Origin of the sequence: Actinoplanes sp. NPDC000266 (assembly GCF_042899005.1) — a bacterium.
Lineage (GTDB): Bacteria > Actinomycetota > Actinomycetes > Mycobacteriales > Micromonosporaceae > Actinoplanes.
In genome coordinates this window covers 736,194-756,417 of record NZ_JBIAZI010000002.1, presented here as the reverse complement: position 1 = coordinate 756,417, position 20,224 = coordinate 736,194, and the positions used below count along the sequence as shown (strand labels likewise).

The 20,224-nt window shown below is 69.8% G+C and carries 22 protein-coding genes; 15 read left to right on the top strand and 7 right to left on the bottom strand.

Annotation, left to right across the window (positions count from 1 at the left end):
* Positions 1-75: 75 nt before the first annotated feature.
* The 3 genes from ACFY36_RS09920 to ACFY36_RS09910 form a co-directional block, all read right to left on the bottom strand.
* Entirely contained in the window at positions 76-558 is a 483-nt protein-coding gene (locus ACFY36_RS09920; RefSeq protein ID WP_499745541.1) for a hypothetical protein, read from the bottom strand.
* A 379-nt stretch (positions 559-937) separates the two neighbouring features.
* Positions 938-1,420, bottom strand: a complete 483-nt coding sequence (locus ACFY36_RS09915; RefSeq protein WP_499745540.1) for a hypothetical protein — start codon at positions 1,418-1,420, stop codon at positions 938-940.
* A 154-nt stretch (positions 1,421-1,574) separates the two neighbouring features.
* Entirely contained in the window at positions 1,575-3,887 is a 2,313-nt protein-coding gene (locus ACFY36_RS09910) for a rhamnogalacturonan lyase family protein (protein WP_499745539.1), read from the bottom strand.
* A 109-nt stretch (positions 3,888-3,996) separates the two neighbouring features.
* Here ACFY36_RS09910 and ACFY36_RS09905 point away from each other — a divergent pair, with 109 nt between their 5' ends.
* A complete protein-coding gene (locus tag ACFY36_RS09905) occupies positions 3,997-6,219 on the top strand; it encodes a putative bifunctional diguanylate cyclase/phosphodiesterase (RefSeq protein WP_499745538.1) in 2,223 nt (740 codons plus the stop codon).
* A gap of 7 nt (positions 6,220-6,226) precedes the next feature.
* Entirely contained in the window at positions 6,227-6,604 is a 378-nt protein-coding gene (locus ACFY36_RS09900) for a DUF6582 domain-containing protein (RefSeq protein ID WP_499745537.1), read from the top strand.
* A gap of 410 nt (positions 6,605-7,014) precedes the next feature.
* On the opposite strand, the gene ACFY36_RS09895 is transcribed toward ACFY36_RS09900, so the two are convergent.
* A complete protein-coding gene (locus ACFY36_RS09895) occupies positions 7,015-7,803 on the bottom strand; it encodes a hypothetical protein (protein ID WP_499745536.1) in 789 nt (262 codons plus the stop codon).
* A 513-nt stretch (positions 7,804-8,316) separates the two neighbouring features.
* Between ACFY36_RS09895 and ACFY36_RS09890 the strand changes: the two genes are divergently transcribed.
* Entirely contained in the window at positions 8,317-8,601 is a 285-nt protein-coding gene (locus tag ACFY36_RS09890) for a type II toxin-antitoxin system RelE/ParE family toxin (protein WP_499745535.1), read from the top strand.
* Positions 8,602-8,625: 24 nt separating this feature from the next.
* Positions 8,626-8,940 (top strand): helix-turn-helix domain-containing protein, encoded by a 315-nt coding sequence (locus ACFY36_RS09885; RefSeq protein WP_499745534.1) that lies wholly within the window; start codon positions 8,626-8,628, stop codon positions 8,938-8,940.
* Between the two features lie 7 nt (positions 8,941-8,947).
* Here the strand turns inward: ACFY36_RS09885 and ACFY36_RS09880 are convergent, their stop codons facing one another.
* On the bottom strand, positions 8,948-9,778 hold the full coding sequence (locus ACFY36_RS09880) for an alpha/beta hydrolase fold domain-containing protein (RefSeq protein ID WP_499745533.1): 831 nt from the start codon (positions 9,776-9,778) through the stop codon (positions 8,948-8,950).
* 130 nt (positions 9,779-9,908) lie between these two features.
* Between ACFY36_RS09880 and ACFY36_RS09875 the strand changes: the two genes are divergently transcribed.
* Together ACFY36_RS09875 and ACFY36_RS09870 are read left to right on the top strand one after the other, a co-directional pair.
* Positions 9,909-10,694 (top strand): MEDS domain-containing protein, encoded by a 786-nt coding sequence (locus ACFY36_RS09875; protein WP_499745532.1) that lies wholly within the window; start codon positions 9,909-9,911, stop codon positions 10,692-10,694.
* On the top strand, positions 10,691-11,641 hold the full coding sequence (locus tag ACFY36_RS09870) for an anti-sigma factor RsbA family regulatory protein (protein WP_499745531.1): 951 nt from the start codon (positions 10,691-10,693) through the stop codon (positions 11,639-11,641). The genes ACFY36_RS09875 and ACFY36_RS09870 overlap by 4 nt, the downstream gene beginning before the upstream one ends.
* On the opposite strand, the gene ACFY36_RS09865 is transcribed toward ACFY36_RS09870, so the two are convergent.
* Positions 11,638-12,552, bottom strand: a complete 915-nt coding sequence (locus tag ACFY36_RS09865; RefSeq protein ID WP_499745530.1) for a LysR family transcriptional regulator — start codon at positions 12,550-12,552, stop codon at positions 11,638-11,640. The two genes, ACFY36_RS09870 and ACFY36_RS09865, sit on opposite strands and share 4 nt — an antisense overlap.
* A gap of 72 nt (positions 12,553-12,624) precedes the next feature.
* On the opposite strand from ACFY36_RS09865, the gene ACFY36_RS09860 reads away from it, so the two are divergent.
* The 9 genes from ACFY36_RS09860 to ACFY36_RS09820 all read left to right on the top strand — a co-directional run bounded on the left by ACFY36_RS09860 (position 12,625) and on the right by ACFY36_RS09820 (position 19,698).
* On the top strand, positions 12,625-13,335 hold the full coding sequence (locus ACFY36_RS09860) for an SDR family NAD(P)-dependent oxidoreductase (protein WP_499745529.1): 711 nt from the start codon (positions 12,625-12,627) through the stop codon (positions 13,333-13,335).
* Positions 13,335-13,703, top strand: coding sequence for an SgcJ/EcaC family oxidoreductase (locus tag ACFY36_RS09855; RefSeq protein WP_499745528.1), 369 nt, complete (start codon positions 13,335-13,337; stop codon positions 13,701-13,703). The genes ACFY36_RS09860 and ACFY36_RS09855 overlap by 1 nt, the downstream gene beginning before the upstream one ends.
* 93 nt (positions 13,704-13,796) lie before the next feature.
* A complete protein-coding gene (locus tag ACFY36_RS09850) occupies positions 13,797-14,651 on the top strand; it encodes an intradiol ring-cleavage dioxygenase (protein ID WP_499745527.1) in 855 nt (284 codons plus the stop codon).
* Between the two features lie 73 nt (positions 14,652-14,724).
* A complete protein-coding gene (locus ACFY36_RS09845; RefSeq protein WP_499745526.1) occupies positions 14,725-15,390 on the top strand; it encodes a Bax inhibitor-1/YccA family protein in 666 nt (221 codons plus the stop codon).
* 64 nt (positions 15,391-15,454) lie between these two features.
* Positions 15,455-16,354 (top strand): branched-chain amino acid ABC transporter permease, encoded by a 900-nt coding sequence (locus ACFY36_RS09840; protein ID WP_499745525.1) that lies wholly within the window; start codon positions 15,455-15,457, stop codon positions 16,352-16,354.
* Positions 16,351-17,253, top strand: a complete 903-nt coding sequence (locus ACFY36_RS09835; protein WP_499745524.1) for a branched-chain amino acid ABC transporter permease — start codon at positions 16,351-16,353, stop codon at positions 17,251-17,253. Before ACFY36_RS09840 ends, ACFY36_RS09835 begins: the two co-directional genes overlap by 4 nt.
* Positions 17,250-17,924 (top strand): ABC transporter ATP-binding protein, encoded by a 675-nt coding sequence (locus ACFY36_RS09830; protein ID WP_499745523.1) that lies wholly within the window; start codon positions 17,250-17,252, stop codon positions 17,922-17,924. The genes ACFY36_RS09835 and ACFY36_RS09830 overlap by 4 nt, the downstream gene beginning before the upstream one ends.
* On the top strand, positions 17,921-18,637 hold the full coding sequence (locus ACFY36_RS09825; protein ID WP_499745522.1) for an ABC transporter ATP-binding protein: 717 nt from the start codon (positions 17,921-17,923) through the stop codon (positions 18,635-18,637). The genes ACFY36_RS09830 and ACFY36_RS09825 overlap by 4 nt, the downstream gene beginning before the upstream one ends.
* Positions 18,638-18,639: 2 nt before the next feature.
* Positions 18,640-19,698, top strand: coding sequence for an ABC transporter substrate-binding protein (locus ACFY36_RS09820; RefSeq protein WP_499745521.1), 1,059 nt, complete (start codon positions 18,640-18,642; stop codon positions 19,696-19,698).
* Here the strand turns inward: ACFY36_RS09820 and ACFY36_RS09815 are convergent.
* Positions 19,690-20,223, bottom strand: coding sequence for a sigma-70 family RNA polymerase sigma factor (locus ACFY36_RS09815; RefSeq protein WP_499745520.1), 534 nt, complete (start codon positions 20,221-20,223; stop codon positions 19,690-19,692). The genes ACFY36_RS09820 and ACFY36_RS09815 overlap by 9 nt on opposite strands.
* Position 20,224: the final 1 nt, after the last annotated feature.

Here is a 20,224-nt window from a genome sequence, read left to right as displayed (position 1 = left end):
CCCGGAACCCACCGGACCGGTTGCGCTCGCGTGATCTCCTCGGGGTGGGGCTTCAGGTCGCCGGCCTCGTCGGTTTCAACTGCCGCTTCGTCGAGAGCCGGGTCGCCGACCGCTGCGCGCGGGCCCAGAACCGCGGGGCCGGCCCGGTTGATCGGCCGGGCCGTCGACGGCACCAGGGCTGGAGAACGACACCGACGGCGCCGCGGGCCGGGAAGACTTAGGTGGCGGCCACTGCGACGCCGCGATCTGCGCTCCGGTGATCGGCGGCGGGGGCGAAATCTGGTCGAGCAAGCGCTGCGCCAGGGTGGCGTCGATCTCGAGGTCAGCACTGATGCGAACCTCGCCGGCGGTCGCCAGGTCTACGACGTCGTCGCTGGTGAACGCATCGGCGCCGAGAGTGCTCAGCCGCCGCGCGAATTCCTGCATATCGATCATCCGCAGCCTCACTCCCGGGTCACTGATGATCCACCATAACCCCGCTTCCGTTGGCGGCTGCTGGCCCAGCCCGCGGGTCGATGCGGCCAACACGGCGCAGATCCCCAACTCCGTGTAAGTCATGTTGGCCCGTAACGCGCGGAAATGTCGAACAGTGCGGGCGACCAAGCCGTCAAGGATCCATCAGAGTCTACGTGCCGAGAGGCGCTACGACCCTGCTCGTCGCACGGTCCAGCGCAGCGCGGATGACCCTGCGCTCGTCGACTAGCGGAGTAGCCCTCGCCCCAGAGACTCCGGAGTTCGGGAAGCTGCGACGCAACGACCACCGCGGCGACGACGGCTTCCACCGCGATGTCGCTGTCCAGCGGACCAGTGCCCCAGGTTCCCACGTGCTGCCCTCACCATAGATCGCCCGTTTCGCAGCGATCCTCTTATCGCCGGAGACCTGACCCCAGGACCGGGCAGCCATCCGGATCCGCGGCCGACCGCGCAGGTGAGTGCATCAGACCGCTTCGGTAGGCGGCAGATGCGGTTGCATGACTCCGCCTCCTCGTACATATCGGAACCATTCCGTCCGCCGGCGGATGAGTTCGTCATCGGATATCGACGGATCGTCGTGCGGGCCAGGAGTTACAGGGCGTTCTGGCACGTCATTCATCTTCCATCCGGCCAACGCCTTCCAAGAGCTGTACCAGCAGGAGCCACACTCATCGGCGACCAGCGCCTGCTGGTGCTGGGTGCGCCTAGCCCTGAGCTTGCCGCCGCGGCCACCCGATCCCGGATGGCAGATCCGGCTCGGCTTCGACAGGCAGCCGACTTTTCCCGCCGCAGCGGTGGAGGGCGAACGACAGCGGTCGGCCGGGCCGGACCGCACGTACGCTGAGATGTCGGTGGCCGCTGCCGTGATCGTGGTGCTGCTCATCTCCGAGCCCGAGGGAACGGACTGGACGTTCAGCGTCTGGATTGTTCTGCTGATGGTCAGCACCGGGACCTCCGCCGATGGCCTTCACGCCGTGTACCGAGCGCGACGGCCTCGATAGTGGAGCCTTCACGCCGCACCCGCCGCGGACTGCTGAGCTGGTCGTGCGCGGCGCGCCCGGTACTGGTGAGCCCCGGGGCGCGCCGCTCGGTCGGAAGGGTCAGCGGACGTAGATGGACGGCTGGGGTGGGGTTGTCATGCCGTTGCCCAGGAAGAAGCTCGGGTGTGGGGGCTGGTTGTAGGCCGTGTTCTGCCAGGCGATGGCCACCCTGTACTGGGAGTCGTGCATCAGTGTCGTCAGGCGGCGGTCCGTGACCGTCGGGGTGCTGTAGATGCGCAAGGCCGACGAGTCGGACAAGCGCCACACGACCTCCTCGCGCCAGTCGCCCAGCAGGTCGCCGGAGACGGCCGGGGTCTGCTTGGTGCTGTTGTTCGACGCCACTCCTGAGGCTGTCAGCAGGCGGGTGTCGCCGCTCGTGCCGTACTTGTCGATGCGCGTCGCGTCCACCAGCTCGCGGACCGGGTCGGCGTCCCACCAGGCCAGGAAGTTGGTCGAGGAAGGCTTGCGGCCCACGTTCTGGCCGCTCGTGTTGGACAGGCCGTCCACCGATGACGACCAGGCCTCGGCGCCCGCGCTTCCGGCGTAGACGTCGCCGGCCACGGCTCGGCCGTTGTCGCAACCGCAGGACGGGTGGGACCAGATGACGGCGCCGGTTCGGGCGTCCAGCATCGCGTCCGTGGGCTGGGATGTGCTCTCCGACGGGCGGTAGACCTCCAGGCCCGCTCGGGACGGGATGAAGTCGCCCACGTGCAGGGCGTCGCCGTGGCCCAGGCCGCTGCGCCACATCAGCGTTCCGTTGTCGTTGATGGCGGCGGCGCCGTACATGATCTCGTCCTTGCCGTCACCGTCGGCGTCGGCTATCGAGAGCTGGTGGTTGCCCTGGCCGTACGCGCCGGTGTTGCTGTTGCCCGAATCGTAGGTCCAGCGGCTGGTCAGGGTGCCGTTGCGGAAGTCCCAGGCGGCGACCACGGCCCGCGTGTAGTAGCCGCGCGCCATGATCAGGCTGGGGCGCTGGCCGTCGAGGTAGGCCGTGCCGGCCAGGAAACGGTCCACCCGGTTGCCGTAGCTGTCGCCCCAGCTGCTCACCGTGCCGCGGGCCGGCACGTAGTTCACCGTCGACATGGCGGCGCCGGTCAAACCGTTGAACATCGTCAAGTACTCCGGGCCGGACAGGACGTAGCCCGACGAGTTGCGGTAGTCGGCCGTCGAAGAGCCGATCACCACGCCGGTGCCCGACCTTGTGCCGTCGGCCGTCTTCATCGCGATCTCGGCCCGGCCGTCGCCGTCGTAGTCGTACACCTGGAACTGGGTGTAGTGCGCGCCCGCCCGGATGTTGCGACCCAGGTCGATGCGCCACAGGCGGGTCCCGTCGAGCTTGTACGCGTCGACGAAGACGTTCCCGGTGACCCCGGACTGCGAATTGTCCTTGGCGTTCGACGGATCCCACTTCACGAAGATCTCGTAACGCCCGTCCCCGTCGGCGTCACCGACCGAGGCGTCGTTGGCCGAGTAGGTGTAGCCGTCGCCGGCCGGCGGCACCTGCAGACGTACGTCCAGATAGCCGTTCCCGAAAGTCAGCGACGACTCCGAGGCGGCCTGTTCAACACCATTGACAACTGCTTTGACCGTGTACGAGGCATTGGCCGCACCCGCCGAGTCGAGATAGTTCGTCGAGTTCGTGATCGGGGTGGCGTTCAGCTTCGTGCCCGCGCGGTAGACGTTGAAGCCGGTCGAGTACGCCTCGGTGCCGAGCAGCCGCCACGAGACGAGGTTGCCGTTGCCCGAGCGCACGCTGATCAGGCCCCGGTCCAGGTCCTCCATCTGCCGGCCGGTGCCCGACGGCGGCGGGGTGGTGGGGCTCGTCGGCCCCGACACGTAGTTGAACGACCACTGCATGCGGGCGATGTCCGAGCAGGTCTCCTCGACGATCGGGTTGTTGCCGGCCGTCGAGCCGTCCCGGTTGCTGACGCACAGGCCGGTGGCCACGCTCTTGACCAGGAACTTCCCGCTGGCCGCGGTGGAGGCGGCGAACGTCCAGAGCTGGTTGGTCTTCAGGCCGTCGCCGCAGCCGTACTGCTGCAACTGGGTGCCCGAGGTGGTGGAGGCGCTCGGCACATCCATGCAGCGGCCGCTCTTGCCGTTGGCCAGGTTGAACTGGCCGTTGGCCTGCGCTACGGCCTTCCACTGCTGGTTGGTCGCGGTCGCGTCGCAGGCGACCTGGATCAGCAGGGCCGAATTGTCGGCCGAGGCGCCGGTGACGTCGACGCACTTGCCGCTGGAGGCGGAGGCCAGGGTGTAGACGCCGCCGCCGACGGGGGTGGTCGCGGCGGCCTCGGACGGCAGCATCGACAGGGCGACCACGCCGCAGGGAACGGCCACCGCGAGAGCGCTCGCGGCGATCAACTTCCTCATGAGGGTCCTTTCGGGGATGCGGGGGACATCTCCGTAGATGCGGCGCGGGCCGCGCGACAACAGAAACTTTTGCCTTCAGCAACGGCCGTGAGTGGCCGATGAGAGCCTTGTGATCCCTCCCTTCCGGCCTACGCGCACGCTGGTGGCGGCCGGTGGGCTGGTCGTCCTCGCGGCGATCTGGTTCACGATCGGGCTGCTGCGGTGGACACCGCCGATCGTCGGCTGGCTGCCGCTGCTGGCGACGGTGCCGCTGGCGGCGGCCGCATGCTGGCGGGCCTCGCGACTCGGCCGGACCTACTGGCGGTACGCGGGGGTCGGCATCTGCCTCATCGGGCTCGGCGCGGCCGGCAACGCGTACGACTACTTCAGCGGCGGGCAGCAGGGGCAGCGGATCGGCGGGGTGACCGCGGCGATCTACGTCTCCGGGCTCGTGGCGATGATCCTGGGGCTGCTGCGCATTCCCGGGGCCCGGCGGACACACATCGAATGGGCGCGCTTCGGGCTCGACATCGCGACCGTGATCGTCACAGTGCTGACCTTCGCGTGGCACCTGATGTCGGAGTCGTGGAGCGACTGGCTGGGGCACGGCGGAACCGGGGCCGGGGCGATCCTCGTCGTGGTGGCGGCCGGCTTCATCTGCGTGTTCGCGTTCGTGAAGGTGGCCTTCACCGGCACCGGGCCGATCGACCGGCGGGCGCTGCACCTGCTGGCGCTGACCGGAGCGGTCGGCGCGGGCGGCGGGGCGCTGGCGCCGCTGCTCAACGGGCACCCGTACATGAACACGGCCCACATCCTGCTGCCGACCACCTGCCTGTTCCTCTGCGTCGCGGCCGACCGGCAGACACGGGCGTCCCGGGCCGGGCGCCCGATGCCCAGGCCGGTGCCTCGAGGGCTTTCGGTCATGCCGTACGCGGCGGTGATCGCGACCGGGGGACTACTGCTGTTCAGCGCCGCGTCGCGCACCGGCGACCTGCTGGCGATCGCGATCGGCTCGGTGACGGTGACGCTGCTGGTGGCGGCCCGGCAGATGGTGGCGCTGCGCGACAACGTGCGGTTGCTGGACGTGCTCGACCACCAGGCCAGTCACGACGCGCTGACCGGGCTGCCGAACCGGACGGTGTTGCTCCGTTCCGTCGGCGTGGCGCTGGCGTCCGACTCCGAGGTCTCCGTCGCGTTGATCGATCTGGACGACTTCAAGGCGATCAACGACGACCTCGGGCACGCCGTGGGCGACGCGCTGCTGATCGCGGTGGCGGCCTCGCTCGGCAGCCGGCTCGGGCCGGGCGACGTGGTGGCCCGGCTCGGCGGCGACGAGTACGCGCTGCTGCTGCGAGGGGACGCGCCGGCGACAGTGGCGGCGATCGCCGACCGGCTGCGCGAACCGGTCCGGGCGGGCGCCCACGAGCTGGTCGTGGAAGCCTCGATCGGACTGGCCGCGGCCCGGCCCGGCGACACCGCTAACGAGCTGCTGCGCCGGGCCGACGTGGCCATGTACGAGGCCAAGGCGCAGGGCAAGGGCCGGCAGGTCGCGTACGCCGACGCGATGGACCAGCGCAGCGCCGAACAGGCCCGGCTCGCGGCCGACCTGCGGGTGGCCCTCGACGCCGGCCAGCTGCACCTGGCGTACCAGCCGATCGTGTCGATGCCGGACGGCGAGATGGTCGCGGTGGAGGCCCTGGTCCGCTGGACCCACCCGCAGCGGGGCCCGATCCCGCCGGGCGTGTTCGTGCCGGCGGCCGAGCACACGGGCCTGATCGTGCCGCTCGGCGCGTGGATCCTCCAGGAGGCGTGCGAACAGGCGGCCCGCTGGCGGTCGGTGCCGGGCGCACCGCCGAAGGTCAGCGTGAACGTGTCGGCCCGCCAGCTGCGCGAGGCGGGATTCGCCTCAGAAGTGGCGGCGGTGCTGCGCCGCACGGGTCTGCCGGCGAAGGCGCTGACCGTCGAGGTGACGGAGACGGCGGTCTTCGACGGCGGCCAGGCGCTGGTCGAGCTCCAGGCCATCGCCGACCTGGGGGTGCGCATAGCCCTGGACGACTTCGGCACGGGCCACTCGTCGCTGGGGCTGCTGCGGACCTGCCCCGCACACGTGATCAAAATCGACAAGTCGTTCGTCGACGACGTCACGTCGGACGGCCAGGAGGCGGTGGTGGTGGCCGCGCTGATCCAGATCTGCGACGGCATGGGCCTGGCGGCAGTGGCGGAGGGCGTCGAAACGGCCGAGCAGGCGGCCGAACTGCACCGCCTGGGTTACCGCTACGCGCAGGGCTACTACTTCGCCCGCCCGATGCCGGCGGCCGACATCGCGTTTTACCGGCACCCGATCGCGGCATAAGACAGGCATGGCCGACAACACGCTGGACGCCTCCGACCGCAACGCGATGCCCGACAGCACGTTCGCGTTCCCGCGCGTCCGCAAGGAACCCCTCAACGACGCGAAGCACGTCCGCAACGCGATAGCCCGCTTCGACCAGGTCCGGGACGTCTCCGACAAGGAACGAGACGAGGCGTTCCGCCGGATAAAGAGGGCCGCCACCAAGTTCGGCGTCGATATGACCGAGTCGAGCTGGCACGAGCTGGGTAAGCCGAGCGCGGGCCGCAAGTCGTCGGAGAAGGCCCGTTCGAAGGCCACGTTGTACGCCGAGGCCCAGCGGCGAGGCATCGAGGGCCGCTCGAAGATGACAAAGGCGGAGTTGGAGAAGGCGCTCGAGAAGAGCTAGCCGCGTCGCGCCCCAACAGAAAGTCTCTCGGCCGTTCACGGGTGCCGGTGTCAGAGGTTGCGGAGGGGCTGCCGATAACACTCGATCGAGCCCGGCGGGACGAAGGCGGGCCGCCCGTCGGAGCCGAGCCGGATCTCCCAGCCCTCGGCCTGGAGGCAGCAGAGCAGGACCAGGTTGTGCAGGGCCGTACGACTGCCGGCGGACCAGGCGATGAGGTGGTGGGTGTCAATTCAGTGAGGCTGCACGGTCGCTGTGAGAGAGGCGCAGCTACCGTCGCGCAAGCTCAGGGCTAGGCGCACCCAGCAACAGCAGGCGCTGGTCCCCGAAGGGCGAGCCAGCTGGCTGACTTCTCTCCTGCGCGAGCTCAGCGGCATGAGAGTGAGTCGGAAGCGGCGCTGAAGACAATGTCCTCAAACGGCCCACAGCGGTAGCACAAGGCTGCAGTTCAGCATGTGGGCGAAGCGCTGGATCTGCTGCAATGGCGGATACTCATCATTGAACAAAATTGGCATTCGCATCTCATCAGCCACGCTAGCGACGAGACCTAGAAGGTCATATAGTCGGTAGCCGTCTGAAAAACTCGTGTTGCGTGACCGTTGGCGCACTCCCGCCTGGACACCTTGCCAGGTTGTCGGCGACTCGACCGGCGTTGGATCTGAGAGAATGGATGTTGAGCCGTAAACGTCAGTAACATAGTAATGCCAGTCGGGCGGCATCCTCGTGAACTCTTGTGGCGAGGCAATCATTGAATTTTCAAGGACGGTTCCGCCGCGGTACGCCCGATCGAATTCGGAATGCATTGAGAAGCGTGGCGCGAGGTAGAGGACCGTGCCGAATACGCGACTTCGCCGCAACCTGCGCTCCAACAAGGACAACGCCTCGAACTGGTGATGATTTGTGTTCACTGCAAACCTGTAATGGGGGGCGTTGACCGCTGACCATGTCGGTGAATCCGGATGACCGCGCGTGATGAATTCTGAAAGCTTAAATTGCATGAAGACAATGCATCCGGGAACGAGAAGGCCCACGTCCCACCCCAGGCTCGCCTCGTCCCGTAGGGAGGGTTGCAGTGGCGGTCCAGAGGGGCCGAAGGCTGCGTTCAGATCGCTCTCCGCCTGCCTGATAGCGGCGTAGCCGTAGGAGAAGTCCGAAAACTCACATTCCACGCGCAGCACCTCCTTCGCAAGCTGAATACTCAAGACAATACCGTATATCACGCGGCATTTTCATCCCTCTAATGAAAAGCCTACCGAGGGGTTGGAATCCATGCCAACGGGCGTTAAGTCGCCGGCTGGATAGCGTGGCTGATTTCCGATGCGCCTTGAACGCAGTGACGCTGGCAGGCCGCACTCTCCTCGGCAGATCCGGACGTCTACCGCCGAAGCATCACGCTTATAGTCAATCATTGAGGTGCTGGCGTCGGCCGAGCCGTCAAGACGTTCGTTGGACCTTGGGTTCTTCCAACTAGTGAGACCTCGAGTTGTCAAGGTTGTTGGTCCACTGTCGGAGCTGACCTTTGGTTCACGTAGACCGCAATTGCATTGGCTGACGCTTCCGGACACAGACCCGACGACATCGCGGATCCTGGCTTCGAGTTGCGGTCGGTAGAGACCTGGCTGTCTTGGTCGATGTCACCCGCGACGACGGGTGGCGGCGAGCCTCGCAGGGCACGAACCACTCCCCGCTTGTTTAGCTCGGGCTATAGTTGTCCCATGTCTCAAGACCCGCAACGGCGCTGGTCGATGAAGACCACGGCTGACGTGCGCGCTTGGCTGCGGGCGCTTCGGCAGGCGGATCCGGACGTGTTCCGGTCGGTGAACGTCGCCATCGACATGCTGGCGGAGATCGGGCCGGCGCTCGGCCGTCCGATGGTCGACACGTTGCAGGGGTCCACTCTCCGCAACCTCAAGGAGCTGCGGCCCCGTTCGGGCCGGGATGTTTCGATCAGAGTGTTGTTCGTTTTCGACCCGTGGTCACAGGCCGTTCTGGCTGGCTGAAGAGAGAAAGCGAAGGGACGACTCATGAGCGAGTTCGAGGACTGGGAGGATCTCCGCGCGGAACTGCACGACGGAGACGACGAAGCTCTGGCGGCGGAGCGCGCTCGCACCGAAGCCTGGGTCAGCGCGTATCACCTCGCCGAGGAGCGTAAGCGGCTGGGCATGACGCAGCGGCAGGTGGCCGAGCTGATGGGTGTCTCGCCCGGGCGGGTCAGCCAGATCGAGAACGGGGAGCTCGAGACCAATGAGGTGGCGACCTTGAGCAGGTATGCGCGAGCGCTCGGGGCCCGAATGCGGATCATCTTCGATTACGGCAACGACCTCCGCCAGATCGCCTGAAGGACTGTCAAGAGGTCGAACTGATGTGGTCGTAGATCGCCTGGCGTCCGGCGGCTGCCTCGGGGACGGGCAGCAGGGGGTAGGCGTGGATGGCGCCCTCCTGCTCGTGATAGGTGAGCGTGGGGACTCGGTCGCGCAGCAGGCGGCAGTCCGGCATCGTGATGTCTCGGGTGCCGACCAGGATCTGGGTCGGCGGCAGCTGGGACAAGTCACCGTACAGCGGGCTCACCCGAGGATCATCCAGCGCCAGGTCACCCGCCCAGGCCGCTGCTATCGGCCTCAACCCCGCCCGGGCCAACCACGGGTCGTGCGGCTCCAGGGCGTCCACTTCCGGGTTCGACATCGTCAGGTCCAGCCATGGCGCGATCATCGTCAACCCCACCACCGACGACGGCACAGCCTGTGCCGCCAGCATGGCCAGCCCTCCACCCGACGAGTCGCCCACCAGGTAGCACGGGCGGCCCAGGCCTCGGATCACCTCGGTCACGAACGCCAAGGCCTCCAGGCCGTTGTGCCGAGGCGCCAGCCCGTAGATCGGCACGTGCACGTCGCGGCCGGTCTGCTCGGCGATGTCCTTGACCAGGGCCCACTGCTCCTTCACGATCTCGTTCGTGTAGGCGCCTCCGTGCAGGTAGAGGACCGCGGGGCCGGGCGACGGCTCGCCCATGGTGTGCACCGGGAAGCCGTTCACCGTCGACATCACCGTCGTGAACGGCGGCGCCGATGGGCCCTTTCGGCGGGCGAGCGTTCGCTCCCCGGCCGCCGTGCTGCTGAAGCGGCGCGCGTAGGCCATTCGCACGAACAGGGCTACGCCTTTCATCTGCCAGGAAGCCGACACGCCGCCACGTTACAAGATTCACTCGTTGGGGCAAGAGTCCCGCATGCGCCGCCCCCGGGACTCCAGCCGTCGCGGCCCTCGGCTGAGGTGGCTACTGTTGCTGGGTGATGAGTGCCACGGTGCCCGGCGCATGAGTCCGGCGATCAGAGCCGGGCACGAGTGCTGGTCGTATGAAGATCAAAGTCTTTTCGACGCGTACGCCCGCAAGTGTGTCGACGCGGGTCTCGCGGCCGGCGAGCGGGTCTGGTATGTCCCCAGCCGGCACGCCGAGGTTTCCGGCCTTCCGGGCGGTGACGCCGTTCGCGTCATCCGGTTCACCGAGGCCTACGCCGGTGACGAGGTTGTCGACCCGGCCGGGCAGGTGGCCGCCTATGCCGCCGCGACCGAGGATGCCCTCGCCGCCGGCTTCACCGGGTTTCGCGTGGTTGCCGATGTCACGCCTCTGGTGCGCACCGATGAGCAGCGCGACGCCTTCGCCCGGTACGAATACGTGATCGGCCGCTACATGCGGCACCACCCGATGAGCGCTGTCTGCGCCTACGACCGCGGAGAGCTGGGCGATCACGCCGTGGCCGAGCTGGCCTGTCTGCACGAGTCGAGTCACGCCGCCGGCGTGTCGTTCCAGCTGCACCCGGGCGCGACCAGCGCCGAGGCGGTTCTCGACGGTGAGCTCGACACCTCGGCCGGCGAGCTTTTCGCCACCGCGCTGCGGCGCACCGATCTCGACCGGGCCGGCGACGAAGTGGTCGTCGACGGGTCCGGGTTGCGGTTCATCGACCATCGGGCCCTTCTGACCCTTCAGCGGTACGCCGAGTCGCAGTCCACGACTGCGGTGCTGCGCACCGGGCTCGGCGCGGTGGCCCGCCTCGCCGGCCTGCTCGAACTCACGCACGTCCGGGTGGAGGCGACCCGATGACCAGAACTGGTGCCGCGGCCGGCTATCACGGCTACTACCACGAAGCCGTCTGCTACGACTCCGACGACGATCTGCTCGCCGTGGCCGTGCCTTTCCTGCTCGGCGGCGTCGCCGCGGGGGAGCCCACCATCGTCGCTCTGGGGGAGCGGGCGGCCGGGGTGGTGCGGGCCGCGCTGCCCGGGGACGCTCCGGTGACCTTCATGTCCGGCGGGGCCATGTACGCGCGCCCGGCCGGCGCCATCCGGGCGTACCGCAAACTGCTGGCCGGCCACGTGGCCGGCGGCGCGGCGCAGATCCGGATCATCGGCGAGCTGACCACCGAGATGTTCGGGCCGGCCTGGGACTCGTGGGCCCGCTACGAGTCCGCGATCAACCACGCGTACGACGAGTTCCCGCTCTGGAGCATGTGCGCGTACGACATGCGGACCGCCCCCGGGCATGTGCGCGAGGACGTGCTGCGCACCCATCCGCGGACCGCGCTGCCCGACGGCCGCCACGTGCCGAACGAGACGTACGTCGACCCGGTGACCTTCCTCAGCGACCGGCGCCCGCCGGTGCCCGACCCGCTTCAGCGCGAGGCGCCGCGGGCCGACATCGCCGAGCCGACCCTGGGCGACGCCCGGCAGGCGGTGCGGGACGCCGACGGCGGCCGGCTGGCCCCGGACGACGTGGACGACCTGGTCGTGGCGGTCAGCGAGGCGGTGGCCAACGCCTATCGGCACGGCCGGGCCCCGGTGCGGTTGCGCCTGTGGAGCTCGGCCGATCGCATCGTCGTCTCGGTCACCGACGGCGGTCCCGGCCCGAAGGACCCGTTCGCGGGCCTGCTGCCCACCGGCGACGGCGTGGCGGGCGGGCTGGGCCTGTGGATCGCTCACCAGTCCTGTGACCACGTCGCCATGTACCGCGACGCCGGCGGCTTCACGATCAGGCTCGTCACCGGAGGCTAGGGCCGGTGCGGGTCCTCCGGTGACAGCCACGCGTTGGGGTCGTCGAGGCAGGTCCGGTCGACCGACCGGGTCAGTGCCTCCACGACCGCCTTCACCGCGGTCCGCGGCTCGTCGATGCGGGAGACGAGCGACCACGTCCAGTACGGGGCCGGATGGCGGATGGGGCGGGCCACCAGGTCGGGCGGCACCGGTGCGGTCTGGCTCTTCGGGTTGTTGACGACCGGGCGGCGCAGCCGGCGCACGTGGTCGAAGAACGCGGCCCCGGTGACGCCGCCCTCGGCCACGTATTCGACCCGGGCCCCGGTCTCCGCCGCCATCGCCAGCGCCCAGCGGTTCCACGACGACCAGCTGGTCTCGTCGGCGTCGATCAGCACGACGGTGTCGGCGGCGCGGACCGGGTCGCCGTCGGCGCCGGCGCCGATCGCGTAGAGCCGGTCGGAGCCGAGCAGCCGCGCCTCCAGCTTGTCGTCGGTGATCGTGGTGGTCGGCACCCAGCAGATGGCCAGGTCGAGGCTGCCGTCGACGACTCGGGCGGCCTGCGCGTGTGACGGCAGCACCCAGGCGTCGACCAGCAGTTGGGCCACGCCGGCGGCCCGCTGTTCCAGGTCGGGCGGCCGCCAGTTGACGTAGCCCAGGCGTACGGGCTGATTCAAGGACAGGCCTTTGGCCGTACGCCGGAGGTCGTCGGCGTGATCGAGAAGCGCCTTGGTCCGCGGGAGCAGTGCCTGCCCGGCCGCGGTGAGGCGCACCGTGCGGCGGTCCCGGTCGAACAGCTGCGTGCCGAGGTCCCGCTCGAGCGCCTTGATCTGCTGTGACAGCGACGGCCCGGCGATGCGCAGGCGCTCGGCGGCGCGGGCGTAGCTGAGTTCCTCGGCGACCGCGACGAAGTAGCGCAGCTGACGGAGCTCCATGGTAGGGGCAGCCTCTCACGAGGGAGGAAAGCAGTCGTGCCGCTCGATCCGAACCCGACGCACTCTCTGGTCATGACAAACAACAAGGTAGCTGTCGTCACCGGTGCCTCCCAGGGGATCGGCGCCGCCACCGTCGCCGCGTACCGCAAGCTCGGCTGGAACGTCGTCGCGAACTCGCGCACCATCGCGCCCTCCAACGATCCCGGCGTCGTGACCGTGCCGGGTGACATCGCCGATCCGGCCGTGGGGGCCCGGATCGTCGAGGTCGCCCTCAGCGAGTTCGGCCGCGTCGACACCGTCATCAACAACGCCGGCGTCTTCATCGCCAAGCCGTTCACCGAATACACGGCCGAGGACTTCGACGCGGTCACCGCGATCAACCTGCGCGGCTTCGTCGTGGTCACGCAGAAGGCGGTCGAGGCGATGCTGGCGCAGGGGGAGGGCGGTCACGTCGTCACCATCACCACCACGCTCACCGACCACCCGGTCAGCGCGCTCGCCTCGGTCTTCGCCTCGCTCACCAAGGGCGGCCTCAATTCGGCGACCAAGAGCCTGGCCATTGAGTACGCCAAGAGCGGCATCCGCTTCAACGCGGTCTCCCCGGGCATCATCGCCACCCCGATGCACCCGGCCGAGACGCACGAGTTCCTGTCGGCCCTGCACCCGGTGGGCCACATGGGCGCGATCAGCGACATCACCGACGCCATCCTGTTCCTGGAGAACGCGCCGTTCGTCACCGGCGAGATCCTGCACGTCGACGGCGGCCAGAGCGCGGGCCACTGATGACCGACTTCCTCGACGAGGCGGTCCTCCGCCCGGTACTGGACGAATGGCGGAAGGCGATCGCCGAGCACGATCCGGCTGCGGTGGCCGCGCTGTTCACCGAAGACGCCGTCTTCCAGGGCCTGCGCCCGTACACGGTCGGCCGTCCCGGCGTGGAGACCTACTACGCCGGCCAGCCTCGGGGCATGACAGTCGACTACCGCCTTCGGCTGACCCGCCGCCTCGGCGACGACGCGGTGCTGGGCTGGGCCGAGGCCGACTTCACGGTCGGCCCCGAGATCCGGGCCCTGGTCAACCTGACCGTCGTGGTCGAGCGCACCGCCGGAGGCTGGCGGATAGCCCACTACCACGTGTCGCCCCGGGTATGACCTTTCCGGTATGAGCGGATATAGATCAATCACAGGCCATTCATAGACTTCGATGTGAGGCTCCGGGCTCCAACCCCTTCAGGGAGGAAGCTCATGGAGAACAGCAACGAGGCCTACGTACGGGCGGTGCACGACAAAGGGTTCACCTTCGACCGCCGGCGGCTGCTCGCAGTCGCCGGCGGCACCGGTGCGCTGGCGCTCACCGGCCTGTGGCCCGGCGGGGCGCAAGCGGCCACCGTCAAGGCCTGCCTCGAGGAGGTCGAGTCCGAGACCGCGGGTCCGTTCCCGGCAGACGGATCCAACGGCCCGGACGTCCGTACGATCAATGGTGTCGTCCGCCGCGACATCCGCTCCTCGTTCGGCGGGCCCACGGGGGTGGCCGGCGGCGTGCCGCTCACCTTCTCGCTGGTCGTGCAGGACCTGACCTGCAAGCCGCTGGCCGGCGCGGCCGTCTACGCCTGGCACTGCGACCGCGAGGGCCGCTACTCGCTGTACTCCAGCGGTGTGACCGAGGAGAACTACCTGCGCGGCATCCAGGTGACCGACCGTTCGGGCCGGGTGAGTTTCACCAGCGTCTTCCCGGCCTGCTACCAGGGGCGCTGGCCGCACATCCACTTCGAGGTCTACTCGTCGCTCACCGACGCCACCGGCGGGGCCGGCCCGATCCGCAAGACGTCGCAGATCGCCTTTCCCGAGGAGGTCGCCGACGAGGTGTACGCGACCGCGCCCGGCTACGAGCAGAGCGTCGCGAACATGGCGCGGATCAGCCTGGCCACCGACATGGTCTTCCGCGACGACCTGGCCGCCCGCGAGATGGCCACGGTCACCGGCGACGTCTCCTGCGGCTACGTGGCCCGCCTGACCATCACCGTCGACCCGGCCAACGTGGAGGAGCCCGGGGGTGAGGGCCCGCCGCCGCCACCCCCGGTGAGCGCCGCCACGGTGTGACCGCACTCTCGTCCGGACCCTGAACACGGGGCGCGCGGGTACGTGGTTCTGGTCGAAGGAAGAAGGTGCAGTCATGAATGACTCGATCGCCTACGGGCCGGCGGGGGTCGCTGCCCGGGACCAGAGCCACGCGCTGTTCGCACGCACGATGGCGTTCGTGGCCGGAACGGCGGCTCTGTTCGCCCTGGGCGCCTATCTGGGGCGTGACCTGGGCGGCGGAGCCGCCATCATCTCGTACATCCTGTCGTTCGGCGCGCTGATCGGCATGCAGTTCACGGCCCGCCGCTCACGCGAGTGGACGGTGGGGCTGCTGGCCCTGTTCGGGCTGTTCATCGGGCTCGCGGTGGCGCCCACGCTGGCCTTCTACGCCAGCCAGGACCCGCAGGCCCTGTGGCAGGCGGGCGGCGCGACGGCGCTGTTCATCGCCGGGTTCGGCTCGGCCGGCTACGCGACGCGGCGTGACCTGAGCCAGGTCGCCCGGTTCGCGTTCTGGGCGCTGCTGGCGCTGATCGCCTTCAGCATCGTGCTGATCTTCGTGAACATCCCGAACGGCGCGCTGATCTACTCGATCATCGGGCTGGTCATCTTCGCCGCGCTCACGCTGGTCGACTTCCAGCGGCTGCGCCGCAACACGGACATCGACTCGGCGCCCCTGCTGGCCGCGTCGATCTTCCTCGACATCCTGAACGTGTTCCTGTTCTTCCTGACCATCTTCAGCGGCCGCAGCGACGACAGGTGACGGAGACAACTGGCCCGGTCACTGAACATCTTTAGCCACGCCCCGTTGCTTGCGGTGAAGGCAGGTGTCGGAAAGGCGACGGGGCGAGCTCGTGGACGCGGCGTTGAGTTATGTGCTGATCGGCCTGGCCGACGGCAGCACCTATGCCGTGGTCGGTCTCGGCATCTCGCTGCTCTACCAGGTCACCGGCATCATCAACTTCGCCCAGGGCGACTTCGTCATGCTGGGCGGGCTCACCTACGCGGTCGCGGCCGGCGCCGGGGCGCCCAAGATCGCCGCGGCCGCGCTGGCCCTGACCGTCGCGGCCGCGATCGGCGCCCTCATCCACGTGGCCGTCCTGGCCCCGGCCCGCAAGGCCGGGCCGGACCGGCTGATCATCCTGACCATCGGGGCGTCTATCCTGGTGCAGGGGGCGGCGCTGCTGGTCTTCGGGGCCGAGCAGCACCCGGCCGATCCCTTCGGCGGGAACGACCAGGTCAGGCTGTTCGGGACCTTCCTGTCCACCCAGTACCTGTGGTGCGCCGGGGCCACCCTGCTGGCCGCGGCCGCGGTGTGGGCGCTGCTGAACCGCACCGGCTGGGGCCGGGCGATGCGGGCGACCGCGGCCGACCGCGAGATGGCCCGCCTCATGGGCCTGTCGCCGATGCGGATGGGCCTGATCGCGATGGTCGTGGCCGCCGTGCTGGCCGGCATCGGCGGGATCGTGCTGGCGCCGCTGCAGCCACCGGACCCCACGGTCGGGGTGACGCTCGGGCTCAAGGGCTTCACCGCCGCCGTCCTCGGCGGCCTCTCGTCGCCGTTCGGCGCGGTCACCGGGGGCCTGGCCGTGGGCGTGGTCGAGGCGTTCGTGACCGGCCTGGTCAGCAGCGGCTACCGCGACTCCATCGTGTACGGGCTTCTCGTGCTGGTGCTGCTGGTCCGCCCCGGCGGTCTGGTCACTCTGCGGAGGGCCCGGCGCGTATGAGGAAGTACGCCGTCTTCGCCGTCCTGCTCCTGCTCGTGCCGGTGGTCTTCACCCGCTCGTCGTTCTACACGATGTCGACCGCCGTGCTCATGGTGCTGCTGGCCATCGGCGCCCTCGGCCTGGTGCCGCTGACCGGGCTGGCCCAGCAGGTCTCGCTGGGGCAGGCCGCGTTCTACGGCATCGGCGGCTACACGTCGGCCGTCCTCACCACCCGCTGGCACGTGGACATCTGGTGGGGCGTGCTCGCCGGGGCCGTGCTCGCGGGCGCCACCGCCTGGCTGCTCGGGCTGCTGATCTTCCGGGTGCAGGGGCACTACCTGGCCCTGGCCACCCTGGCGTTCGGGCTCACCCTGGCCGCGCTGGCCAACGAGCTGCCGTTCACCGGCCGCAGCGCCGGCATCACCGGCCTGCCGCCGCTGCCCGGCGGCGACGAGGGCACCTACTACCTGTTCGCCGGGGTGCTGCTGGTCGCCATGATCGGCGTGGACCTGCTGATCCGGTCGCGGCTGGGCAGGTCGCTGACCGCGGCCGGCGACAGCCCGGTCGGCGCCGCCGCCAGCGGCATCGACATCGGGGCGCTGCGCCGGACCGCGTTCGTGGTGGCGGCCGTGCTCGCCTCGATCGCGGGCAGCGGCTACGCGCACTGGTACCGCTTCGTCGACCCGAGCATGCTCGGGCTGCTCAACTCGGTCGAGCTGCTGATCATCGTGAGCGTCGGCGGCCGCGACCAGGTGTGGGGCGCCCCGCTCGGCGCGTTCGTGGTGATCAGCCTGGCCCAGGTCGCCAAGGATCAGGTCGGCGGCGGGAGCGAGCTCACGGCGTACGGAATAGCCCTGATCCTGAGTCTTCTGCTTCTCCCGCGCGGGCTGGCGGGCATCCGATGGGGGAGGCGGCGATGAACGCCGTCCTCGAGGTCCAGGACGTCACCGTGCGGTTCGGCGGAGTGACCGCGCTCGACCGGCTGACACTGCGGCACGACCGCGGCGGCATCGTCGGCCTGATCGGCGCGAACGGCGCCGGCAAGACCACCCTGATCAACGTGCTGTCGGGGACGGTCCGGCCCGAGCGGGGCCGGGCGCTGCTCGACGGCCGCGAGCTGACCGCGCTGCGCCCGCACCGGATCGCCCGGGCCGGCCTGGCCCGTACGTTTCAGAACCTGCAGCTCTTCGGCTCGCTCAGCGTCCTCGACAACGTCCTGGTGGTCGACCCCGGCGCCGGGTATCTGCTCGACGAGGTCGGCCTGACCGACGATATCGGCATAAGACCGGGCGAGCTTCCGTACGGGCGTCAGCGGCGCCTCGAACTGGCCCGCGCCCTGGCTCTGCGGCCGCGCGTCATCCTGCTCGACGAGCCGCTGGCCGGCCTGGCCGGCAGCGAGAGCGACGAACTGCTGGAGCTGTTCGGCCGCGTCCGTGACCGCGGCGTCACCGTGCTGCTGGTCGAGCACGACGTCCCGAGCGTGCTGCGGGTCAGCGACCGGGTCCTCGTGCTCGACCAGGGCTCGCTGCTGGCCGACGGCACCCCCGGGGAGATCGCCGCCGATCCCGTCGTCCAAGAGGCGTACTTATGATCGAGCCGCTGCTGCGGGTCACCGGGCTGGTCGCCGGATACGGGCGTATCGAGGCGCTGCACGGCGTCGACCTGGTCGTCAACGCCTCCGAGGTGGTCTGCCTGATCGGCCGCAACGGCGCCGGCAAGTCCACCCTGCTCAAGGCGGTGGCCGGGCTGGTCCGCCCGCGCATGGGGCAGATCCTGCTCGACGGCCGCGAGATCGGCGACTGGCCGGTGCAGCGCCGCGCCCGGGCCGGCGTGGCCACCGTGCCCGAGGGCCGGCACGTCTTCGCGCCGCTGTCGGTGCACGACAACCTGCTGCTCGGCGGGCGCGGCCAGCCCGCCGGCATGCTCGCGGCCTCGCTCGACGACGTCTACACCAGGTTTCCGCGGCTGGCCGAGCGCCGCCGTCAGGCCGCCGGCACGCTCTCCGGGGGCGAGCAGCAGATGCTGGCCATCGGCCGGGCGCTGATGGCCGGCCCGGAGCTGATCCTGCTCGACGAGCCGTCGCTGGGGCTGGCCCCGCGGGTCATGGCCGAGGTCGCCGAAATCATCTCGGCGCTGGCCGGCGCCGAGACCGGTGTGCTCGTGGTCGAGCAGAACGCCGAGGTCGCGTTCCGCGTCGCCCGCCGGGGCTACCTGCTGGAACGCGGCCGGATCAGTGCCTCGGGACCGACGAGGGTCCTGCGGGGCAACGCCCGCGTGCGCGAGGCGTACCTCAGTAAGGAATAGCGATGCGACGCTTCGTCCCCCTCACCCTGCTGGCGCTGCTGCTGGCCGGCTGCGCCACCCCGGCCAAGGCCGCCGACGAGATCGTCGTCGGCGTGAGCCTCGAACTGTCCGGGCCCACCGCCTCCATCGGCACGGCGTCGCGCCGCGCGCTCGAGCTCAAGGCGCGGCAGCTCAACGCGAGCGGCGTGCTCGGCGGCCGCCGGCTGGAACTGGTCGTCAAGGACAACCGCACCGACAACAACACCTCGGTCGCCAACATCAACGACCTGATCAAGAACGACCACGCCGACGCGGTCATCACCGGCGGGTGCAGCCAGTGCACCCTGGCCGCCGTCCCCGCGATCACCGAGAACCGGGTGCCCACGGTCTCGCTCGCGGCGGCCGGCGCGGTCACCAGCCCGGTCCGCGACCGCCGGTACGTCTTCAAGACCACCCAGACGCCGGGCCAGGACGCCCAGCTGATCACCGACGAGCTCGTGCGCCGGGGCGTGACCCGGGTCGGCGTCGTCGCGGTCAGCAACATCTACGGTCAGGAGGGCCAGCAGGAGTTCACCCGCCGGGCCCGGGCGGCCGGCGTCGACGTCGCCGAGACCGAGCAGTTCGGGCAGGCCGACGCCGACATGACCATCCAGGTCTCGAAGATCGTCGCCGCCCGGCCGCGGGCCGTGGTGGTCTGGGCCGTCTCGCCGGCGGCCCCGATCGTGGTGCGGGAGCTGCGGGCGGCGCACTACACCGGCGAGATCTACCTGGGCGCCGGGGCCGGGCCGGAGGTGACCGCCGAGGGCGTCCATCTGGCCTTCCCGAAGACCCTGGCCGGGGCCGAGGGGGCGTACTCCGGCTTCGCCTCGTTCGCGGCCGACGCCCTCCAGCTCATCGCCGGCGCGGTCGTCACGACCGGCGGCACCGACCGGGAACGGCTGCGGGCGGCCATCGAGAACGCCCGGCTCGACGGGATCAACGGCCCGCTGCGGTTCAGCGCCGAGGACCACTCCGGCCTGCGGAGCGACGCCCTCGGCATCCTCACCTTCGAGCAGGGGCGCTGGGTCCTCACCTCATCCTGAGACCCTGAGCAGGGCGTCCTTGAGGGTGCGCAGGGCGTAGTGGGCCCGGGACTTGACGGTGCCGACCGGCACGCCGAGCCGGTTCGCCGTCTCCTTGGTCGACCGGCCCTCGATGTAGAGCTCGGCCAGGATCGTCCGGTGGGCGTCGCTGAGCCCGTCCACGGCCCGGCGCAGCGTGTCCGCCGCGACCACGGTCTCGGTGGTGTCGTCGCCGGTCGGCAGGCGGCTCATGTCCAGGCTGCCGGTCTCGGCCGGCCGGGCCTTGCGCATCCGGACCGCGTCGATGGCCACCCGCCGGGCCACCGTGAACAGCCAGCGGCGGGCGTTCTCGTGCTCGGTGGGCACGGTGTCGAGGTTGCGCCAGGCCCGGATCATCGTCTCCTGCAGGAGATCCTCGGCGGCGTGCCGCTCGCCGTTGCACAGGTTGAGCAGAAAGCTCAGCAGCGGCCGGGCGTGCGCGGCGTGCAGGGCGACCATCCGGGCCTCGGCGTCATTCTGTGGGCCCGCCATTGTTTCGGTGTTCACG